Source organism: Polymorphobacter multimanifer, from assembly GCF_014205635.1.
In the GTDB taxonomy this organism is placed as follows: domain Bacteria; phylum Pseudomonadota; class Alphaproteobacteria; order Sphingomonadales; family Sphingomonadaceae; genus Sandarakinorhabdus; species Sandarakinorhabdus multimanifer.
The window spans coordinates 21,192-28,439 of record NZ_JACIIV010000034.1 but is presented as its reverse complement, the minus strand read 5'-3'; the positions used below and the strand labels follow the sequence as shown (position 1 = coordinate 28,439).

The following is a 7,248-nucleotide window of genomic DNA, read 5'->3' as shown; positions in this document are numbered from 1 at the left end:
CGCTTCGCTGTCCCAGGGGCGTCGAGCATCCCCAGTCTGCCCAGCCTCGTCAGGCTCGCTGCTGCCTAACGCCCGGCAATCTGCCCCGGTTACCTCGCACCCCAACTAAACTACAGTCTTCTTTCAAGCCGCTATCGCCCCCAGCCCGGCCCGCCACGCCGTCCGCTTCACATCGATCGGCTCCAGCCTCCCGTCCTCGGCTTCGATATGCCAGAAGGTCCAGCCATTGCAGCTCGGCAGCCCCTGCACCGCCGCCCCCATCTGGTGGATGCTGCCCACCTTGTCCCCCATCGCCAGCGATCCATCGGCACGCACATGCGCCACATGCTTGCCCCCGCTCGCAAACAGCCGCGTCCCCGGCCGCACATAGCCGGCTTCCACCAGCGCCCCGAACGCCACGCGCGGCTCGCTGCGCTTGCCCTGGCTCACCCGCGTCATCCCGCCTTCCAGCGGCAGCAGGCCATCGATGCGCGCCTGCGCCACCTCCACATATTTCGCCTCGCGTTCGATGCCGATCCAGCGCCGCCCCAGCAGCTTCGCCACCGCCCCGGTGGTGCCGGTGCCGAAGAACGGATCGACCACAAGGTCCCCCGGTTCGGTGCACGCCAGCAGCACGCGGTAGAGCAGCGCCTCGGGCTTCTGCGTCGGGTGCGCCTTCACCCCGTCCACCTTCAGCCGCTCGCCCCCGGTGCAGATCGGAAAAAGCCAGTCCGACCGCATCTGCAGTTCGTCGTTCATCGCCTTCATCGCATGATAGTTGAAGCAATAGCGGCTCTTCTCGCTCTTCCCCGCCCAGATCAGCGTTTCATGCGCATTGGTGAAGCGCGTGCCCTTGAAGTTGGGCATCGGGTTCGCCTTGCGCCACACGATGTCGTTCAGAATCCAGAACCCCTCGTCCTGCATCGCAGCACCCATGCGGAACACATTGTGGTAGCTGCCGATCGCCCAGATAGCGCCATCGGGCTTCAAGATCCGCCGCGCCTCCGCCAGCCAGGCGCGCGTGAAGGCATCATAGGCGGCAAAGCTCGAAAACTTGTCCCACTCGTCATCCACCGCCGAGACCTTGCCCCCCTCGGGCCGGTGAAGGTCCTGCGCCAGCTGCAGATTGTACGGCGGGTCGGCAAACACCAGGTCGGCACAGCCATCGGGCAGCTCGCGCATCGCCGCGATGCAATCCCCCATGATGATCCGGTTGGTCGGCAGCCAGTCGTTGGCAATATGATTGTGGTTGGCTGCAGCCATCGGAAAATCCCCAGAACACGAGAATCCCCATAGAGTCACCCGATTCGCTGCCGTCAACCTTAGATGAATCCCCTTGGAATCACTGGGAGATTCGCAAGAGTGTCACATTCCGCCTCGCGCACCCGCGCATCCACAATCTGTTGAGTCCCGCACCTTGCGCACCCCCAACCCATGGGGTGTTGCCCGAAAGACTCAAACAGCCTGCAATCGCGCCCGCACCGGCGCAAAACTCCGCCGATGGTGCGCCGTCACCCCCAGCCGCGCGAGCGCCGCCGCATGTTCGGCGGTGCCATAGCCCTGGTTGCGGCACCAGCCATAGCCACCGCATTCGCCATCGAGCCCGGCCATGATCGCATCGCGCACCGTCTTGGCGATGATCGACGCCGCCCCGATCGCCGGCACCAGCGCATCACCCCCCACGATCGCTTGCGCCTTCCAGCGCCACTTCGGCAGCCGGTTGCCGTCCACCAGGATCAGCTCGGGTTCGCCCCCGCACTTCGCGAGCAGATCAGCCACCGCCCGCTCCATCGCCAGCATCGTCGCCCAATAGATGTTCAGCCGGTCGATCTCCTCGACACTCGCCTGCCCCACCCCCACCTCGGAGCAACCTCGAATATCCCCCGCCAGCCCTTCGCGCCGCTTCGCCGAAATCGCCTTGCTGTCACCCACCCCCGCCACGCCGCGTGCCGGCAGCATCACTGCCGCCGCCACCACCGGTCCTGCCCAGGGCCCCCGCCCCGCCTCGTCGACGCCGATGATCATTCGAACGGATAGAAACCCAGCGGCCCATGGCCCCTTCCAAGGCCAGGCGCTTGCAACAGGCCCTGCCGCACGAACGCCCGCGCCCGCACCACCGCATCCTCGAGCACCAGCCCCTGTGCCAGGCTCACCGCCAGCCCGCTCGCCAGCGTGCAGCCGGTGCCATGCGTGTCGCGGCCGTCGATCCGGTCTTCGGAAAAACCCCGCTGCCCGCCGCGCCACACCAGCCAGTCGGTCAGCCGATCGCCGGGCAGATGCCCCCCCTTCGCCAGCACCGCGCGCGGGCCGCGGTCGAGCAATTCCTGCGCCGCCAGCAGCATGTCGGCGGCATCCTCGATCTCGGTCTCGGTCAATTCCATCAGCTCGGGCAGATTGGGCGTGATCACCGTGGCGCGCGGCACCAGATGCTCCACAAGCGCCCACAGCGCATCATCCTCCAGCAACCGATCGCCCGACGTCGCCACCATCACCGGATCGAGCACCACCGGACACTCCACCCCGCGCAAGACCTCGGCTACGGCCTCGATCAGTCCGGCATCCCCCAGCATCCCGATCTTCACCACATCCACGCCGATATCGTCGATGCACGCCCGCATCTGCGCCGCGACCACATCCGCCGGCACCATGTGGATCCCCGTCACCCCCAGCGTGTTCTGCACCGTCACCGCCGTCACCGCCGTCATCGCATAGCCGCCAAGGCAGGTAACGGTCTTGATATCCGCCTGGATGCCCGCCCCACCGCCAGAGTCCGACCCGGCCACAATGAGCACCCGTGCCTGGCTCATGCCGCATCCCGCTTCGGCCGCGATTGGTCGCCAAGCCCGGCGAGCAGCCCCGCCACCGACACATCCTCGTCAAGCTCGGGCCAATGGATGCCGCGCCGGCTCAACTCGAAAGCCTCGCGCTGTGCCGGCGTCGCTGCCAGCAGGCGCGGAAACCACATCAGCGGAACGCCCATGGTGCGCCCATCAGCCAGCGCCACCCACATGGCATCGGCATCGAACCAGAGCCGCTCAGGCGAAGAAGTCATTCCATGCCCTTTCAATCCGTTCGCGTTCCCGCAGAACCACCTGCCCTGCCTCGCGCAACTCACGTGCCGACAGTCCGTCATTGTAGCTCAGTGATACCAGGGGTCGAAGCCAGAACTTCGCTTCCTCGCGCCCTCGCCGAACGTGCACATGCACCGGCTCGCGCGGGCTGCCTTCGTTGGCATAAAAGAAATACCGGAGCCCGCCCTCGCGGAACAGCTCCGGCATCAGCCCGCCTTCACCGCCGCACAGATCGAATCCACCACCGCCGTCACCAGCCTTTTGTCCTCACCCTCGGCCATCACCCGGATCACCGGCTCGGTCCCCGATTTGCGGATCAGCAGCCGCCCCGTCCCATTGAGCCGCGCCTCGCCCTCGGCAATCGCCGCCTTCACGCCATCGCGCTCCAGCGGCGTTCCCGAAAAACGCACCGATTTCAGCACCTGCGGCAGCGGGTCGAACAGGTGCAGCAGCTCGCTCGCCGGCTTGCCCGTCGCCACAAGTGCGGCCATCACCTGCAACGCCGCCACCAGCCCGTCGCCGGTTGTCGAATGGTCCGCCAGGATCAGATGCCCCGATTGCTCGCCGCCGATGTTGCAGCCATGCGCGCGCATCGCCTCCAGCACATAGCGGTCCCCCACCCCGGCACGGTGCAGCGCCAGCCCGCGCCCGACCAGCCAGCGCTCCAGCCCGAGATTGCTCATCACCGTGGCCACTAGGGCGCCGCCCTTCAGCGTGCCGGCATCCGCCGCGCGCCCCACCACCAGCGCCATCAGCTGGTCGCCATCGACAATCTGGCCCTTCTCATCGACCACGATCAGCCGGTCGGCATCGCCATCGAGCGCAATGCCGATGTCTGCCCCCGTCTCCAGCACCTTCATCTGCAGCCCGCGCGGATGTGTGCTGCCGCAATCGGCATTCACATTGAAGCCATCGGGCGCCACCCCCATCGCCACGACCTCCGCCCCCAGCTCCCAAAGTGCAGTCGGCGCCACGCGGTACGCAGCACCATGCGCGCAATCGATCACCACCTTCAGCCCATCGAGCCGCAGGTCATCGGGAAAGGTCGCCTTGGCAAAATGCACATAGCGCCCCTGCGCATCGTCCACCCGCCGTGCCCGGCCGATCGCCGCCGGCTCGGCGAGCGCCACCTCACTGTCGATCAGCGCCTCGATCGCCGTCTCCGCCGCATCCGAAAGCTTGTAGCCATCGGGCCCGAACAGCTTGATTCCATTGTCATGGAAGGGATTGTGGCTCGCCGAGATCATCACCCCCAGGTCGGCGCGCAAACTTCGCGTCAGCATCGCCACCGCCGGTGTCGGCAGCGGCCCCAGCAGCGTCACATCCATCCCCACCGAGGTGAACCCCGCCGTGAGTGCTGACTCCATCATGTATCCGGAAAGCCGCGTATCCTTGCCGATCACCACGCGGTGCTTGTGGCCGCCATTGAGGAAGTGGCGTCCCGCGGCCTGCCCCACCTTCATCGCCATCGCCGCCGTCATCGGTGCGGTGTTGGTGAGCCCGCGAATGCCATCGGTGCCGAAATATCTGCGTGTCATGCGCATCCTTTACGCGCCGCCGGATTGACTGGCAAACCCGGAACCAACGCGACACTGTGTTGCTCTTGCAGCACGCAAAATGCCGCGCTAGCGTGCGCCATGCGATCCGTTCATGCCCTTGCCGTGCTGGCACTTTCCCTTGGGCTGGCAGCGGCACCCCCGCCCGATCCGGTGCTGCAAAAGGTCATCGCCGGTGCCCGCGCCGTGCCGCCCGCCACCATCACCTTCGAGCGCACAAGCAAGACCAGCGCACGCGACGCCAAGGGCGCATCCGAAACCAGCACCCGCGTCGATCGCTGGGACGGCAAGCAACTGAAGCGCATCAGCACCGATGGCCGCCCGGCCACCCCGGAGGAAATTGCCGAACAGGCCAAGGCCATCAAGGGCAGCCCCATCCCCGGCTATCACCGCATCGCCGATTATCTCGCCGGCGGCGCGCGGCGGCTCAGCGAAAAGCCCGGCCAGATCGTCTATCGCATCGACAAGCTGCCCAAGGGCAGCATCAACATGGGCGGGGACCGATCGGACAAATTTTCCGCCGACCTCGCGGTGGACACGTCGGGCACAGCGCCGGTGGCCACCCGGGTGCACATCTTCGCGCCAAAGCCCTTTTCGATCATGCTCGTCGCCAAGATCGAAAAGTTCGACGTCGTCAGCGACTTCGCGATCGCGGCGGACGGTCGCCCGGCGCTCGCGCGCTCGGTGCAGCAGATGGCGGGCGCACAGTTCGGCAAGGCCGGCGAGCAGCGCACCGAGGCAGTCTTTTCCCCGCTCAAATAGTCCGCAGCACCAGCGCCCGGTCGCGCCCCGCCAGATCCTGCCGCACTTCGCCCGCCAGCCCCTCCGCCGCCGCCAGCGCCAGCACCGCGTCCGCCTGCTTCCACCCGATCTCCAACACCGCCACCCCATCCGGCGCCAGCAACCCCGGCAGCTGCGGCACCAGCCGGCGATAATCATCCAGCCCGTCGGCCCCCGCAAACAGCGCCGCCCCCGGCTCGAAGTCACGTACCTCCACGCTCAGCACCGCATCGGCCTCCACATAGGGCGGGTTGCACAGGATGAGGTCGAACCGCTCGTCAAGCTCCGCCCCCCAATCCCCCAGCCGAAACACCGCGCTGTCGCCCAGCCCCAGTGCCGCCGCATTCCCCCGCGCCACCTCCAGCGCCGCCGCACTCGCATCCACGCCGACCCCGGTCGCTTGCGGACGCTCGCTCAGCACCGCCAGCAACAGCGCCCCCGATCCCGTCCCCAGATCGAGCACGCGCGCAAAACGGCCCTGCAGCGCCGCTTCCACCAGCGTCTCCGAATCCGGCCGCGGGATCAGCACATCGGGCGTCACCCGCAGCGGCAGGCTCCAGAATTCGCGCTCGCCGGTGATATACGCCACCGGCTCGCCAAGCTCGCGCCGCGCCAGCATCGGCTCGAACGCGCCCAGGTCCACCACGCGTTCGGGCCGCAACACCAGATCCCCCCGCGAGCACGCCAGCAGATGCGAAAGCAGCACCTCCGCCTCCAGCCGCCCCACCCGCCGCGCCGCCATCGCAAGCGCCTCGCGAACCATCACGCCAGATCAGCCAGCCGCGCCGCCTCATCCTCGCCGATCAGCGCGCTCAGCAGCTCATCCAGCCCGCCGCCCTCCAGAATCTCGGGCAGCCGGTGCAGCGTCAGCCCGATCCGATGGTCGGTCACGCGTCCTTGCGGATAATTATACGTCCGGATCCGTTCCGACCGGTCGCCGCTCCCCACCATCGCCTTGCGGTCCGCCGACCGCGCCGAATCGACCTTGCTCCGCTCCAGGTCATAGAGCCGGCTGCGCAGCACCTTCAGCGCCTTGGCCTTGTTCTTGTGCTGCGATTTCTCGTCCTGCTGCTGCACCACCAGCCCGCTCGGCAAATGCGTGATCCGCACCGCACTATCGGTTGTGTTGACCGATTGCCCGCCTGGCCCCGACGAGCGAAACACATCGATCCGCAAATCCTTCTCGTCGATCTGCACATCAACCTCCTCGGCCTCGGGCAGCACCGCCACCGTCGCCGCCGAGGTATGGATCCGCCCCTGCGTCTCGGTCGCCGGCACGCGCTGCACCCGGTGCACCCCGCTCTCGAACTTCAGCTTGGCAAACACCCCCTCGCCGGTCACGCTCGCCACCACTTCCTTGTAGCCGCCCATTTCGGCGGCCGATGCGCTCATCACCTCGACCCGCCACCCCTGCGTCGAGGCATAGCGCTCGTACATGCGGAACAGATCGCCCGCGAACAGCGCGGCCTCATCCCCCCCGGTCCCGGCGCGGATCTCGAGCATCGCCGGCTTGGCATCGGCGGCATCGCGCGGCAGCAGCTTCAGCGCCAGCACGCGCTCGGCCGCCGGCAACTGCGCCTCGATGCTCGCCAGCTCCTCGAGCGCCATCTCGTGCATCTCGTCATCGGCGGGAATCCCGCGCAGCGTCTCCGCCTCCTCACGCAAGGCGCGGAGCGCCTCTGCCGCTTCGACAACAGGCGTCAGCTCGGCATAATCCTTGGAAATCTGCACGAACTTGTCCGCCGCCAGATCGGGATTGCCCATCTGCGCCGCCAAATCAGCATGCCGCCGCGCAATCTGCCCCAACCGTTCAGGCGAAATCAGCACACCCCTCTCCCGCACCGCGGGAGAGGGAGGGGCCC

The 7,248-nt window shown here is 67.3% G+C and carries 9 protein-coding genes; 1 reads left to right on the top strand and 8 read right to left on the bottom strand.

Translation table 11 applies throughout. The features are described from left to right. Positions 1-123: 123 nt before the first annotated feature. The 6 genes from FHS79_RS16715 to glmM all read right to left on the bottom strand — a co-directional run bounded on the left by FHS79_RS16715 (position 124) and on the right by glmM (position 4,588). Complete coding sequence (locus FHS79_RS16715; protein ID WP_184202685.1) at positions 124-1,242, bottom strand: site-specific DNA-methyltransferase; 1,119 nt, start codon at positions 1,240-1,242, stop codon at positions 124-126. Between the two features lie 192 nt (positions 1,243-1,434). Beyond that, complete coding sequence (locus FHS79_RS16710) at positions 1,435-2,004, bottom strand: ribonuclease HII (protein ID WP_184202684.1); 570 nt, start codon at positions 2,002-2,004, stop codon at positions 1,435-1,437. Continuing rightward, on the bottom strand, positions 2,001-2,786 hold the full coding sequence (gene thiD, locus FHS79_RS16705; RefSeq protein WP_184202682.1) for a bifunctional hydroxymethylpyrimidine kinase/phosphomethylpyrimidine kinase: 786 nt from the start codon (positions 2,784-2,786) through the stop codon (positions 2,001-2,003). The genes FHS79_RS16710 and thiD overlap by 4 nt, the downstream gene beginning before the upstream one ends. Next, positions 2,783-3,031, bottom strand: coding sequence for a DUF2442 domain-containing protein (locus FHS79_RS16700; protein ID WP_184202680.1), 249 nt, complete (start codon positions 3,029-3,031; stop codon positions 2,783-2,785). Before FHS79_RS16700 ends, thiD begins: the two co-directional genes overlap by 4 nt. Continuing rightward, positions 3,015-3,257, bottom strand: coding sequence for a DUF4160 domain-containing protein (locus FHS79_RS16695; protein ID WP_184202678.1), 243 nt, complete (start codon positions 3,255-3,257; stop codon positions 3,015-3,017). Before FHS79_RS16695 ends, FHS79_RS16700 begins: the two co-directional genes overlap by 17 nt. Beyond that, positions 3,257-4,588 (bottom strand): phosphoglucosamine mutase, encoded by a 1,332-nt coding sequence (gene glmM, locus FHS79_RS16690; RefSeq protein WP_184202676.1) that lies wholly within the window; start codon positions 4,586-4,588, stop codon positions 3,257-3,259. The genes FHS79_RS16695 and glmM overlap by 1 nt, the downstream gene beginning before the upstream one ends. 99 nt (positions 4,589-4,687) lie before the next feature. Between glmM and FHS79_RS16685 the strand changes: the two genes are divergently transcribed. Then, positions 4,688-5,368: a hypothetical protein gene (locus FHS79_RS16685; protein ID WP_184202674.1), complete on the top strand. Its 681-nt coding sequence runs from the start codon at positions 4,688-4,690 to the stop codon at positions 5,366-5,368. On the opposite strand, the gene prmC is transcribed toward FHS79_RS16685, so the two are convergent. After that, positions 5,361-6,149 carry a peptide chain release factor N(5)-glutamine methyltransferase gene (gene prmC, locus FHS79_RS16680; RefSeq protein WP_184202688.1) on the bottom strand — a complete coding sequence of 263 codons (789 nt, stop codon included), beginning with the start codon at positions 6,147-6,149 and terminating at the stop codon, positions 5,361-5,363. The two genes, FHS79_RS16685 and prmC, sit on opposite strands and share 8 nt — an antisense overlap. Continuing rightward, positions 6,149-7,213 (bottom strand): peptide chain release factor 1, encoded by a 1,065-nt coding sequence (prfA, locus tag FHS79_RS16675; protein ID WP_184202672.1) that lies wholly within the window; start codon positions 7,211-7,213, stop codon positions 6,149-6,151. Before prfA ends, prmC begins: the two co-directional genes overlap by 1 nt. Positions 7,214-7,248: the final 35 nt, after the last annotated feature.

Coding starts and splice junctions, on each gene's coding strand:
- FHS79_RS16715 (WP_184202685.1), bottom strand. CDS start 1,242: ATGGCTGCAGCCAACCACAATCATATTGCCAACGACTGGCTGCCGACC.
- FHS79_RS16710 (WP_184202684.1), bottom strand. CDS start 2,004: ATGATCATCGGCGTCGACGAGGCGGGGCGGGGGCCCTGGGCAGGACCG.
- thiD (WP_184202682.1), bottom strand. CDS start 2,786: ATGAGCCAGGCACGGGTGCTCATTGTGGCCGGGTCGGACTCTGGCGGT.
- FHS79_RS16700 (WP_184202680.1), bottom strand. CDS start 3,031: ATGACTTCTTCGCCTGAGCGGCTCTGGTTCGATGCCGATGCCATGTGG.
- FHS79_RS16695 (WP_184202678.1), bottom strand. CDS start 3,257: ATGCCGGAGCTGTTCCGCGAGGGCGGGCTCCGGTATTTCTTTTATGCC.
- glmM (WP_184202676.1), bottom strand. CDS start 4,588: ATGACACGCAGATATTTCGGCACCGATGGCATTCGCGGGCTCACCAAC.
- FHS79_RS16685 (WP_184202674.1), top strand. CDS start 4,688: ATGCGATCCGTTCATGCCCTTGCCGTGCTGGCACTTTCCCTTGGGCTG.
- prmC (WP_184202688.1), bottom strand. CDS start 6,149: ATGGTTCGCGAGGCGCTTGCGATGGCGGCGCGGCGGGTGGGGCGGCTG.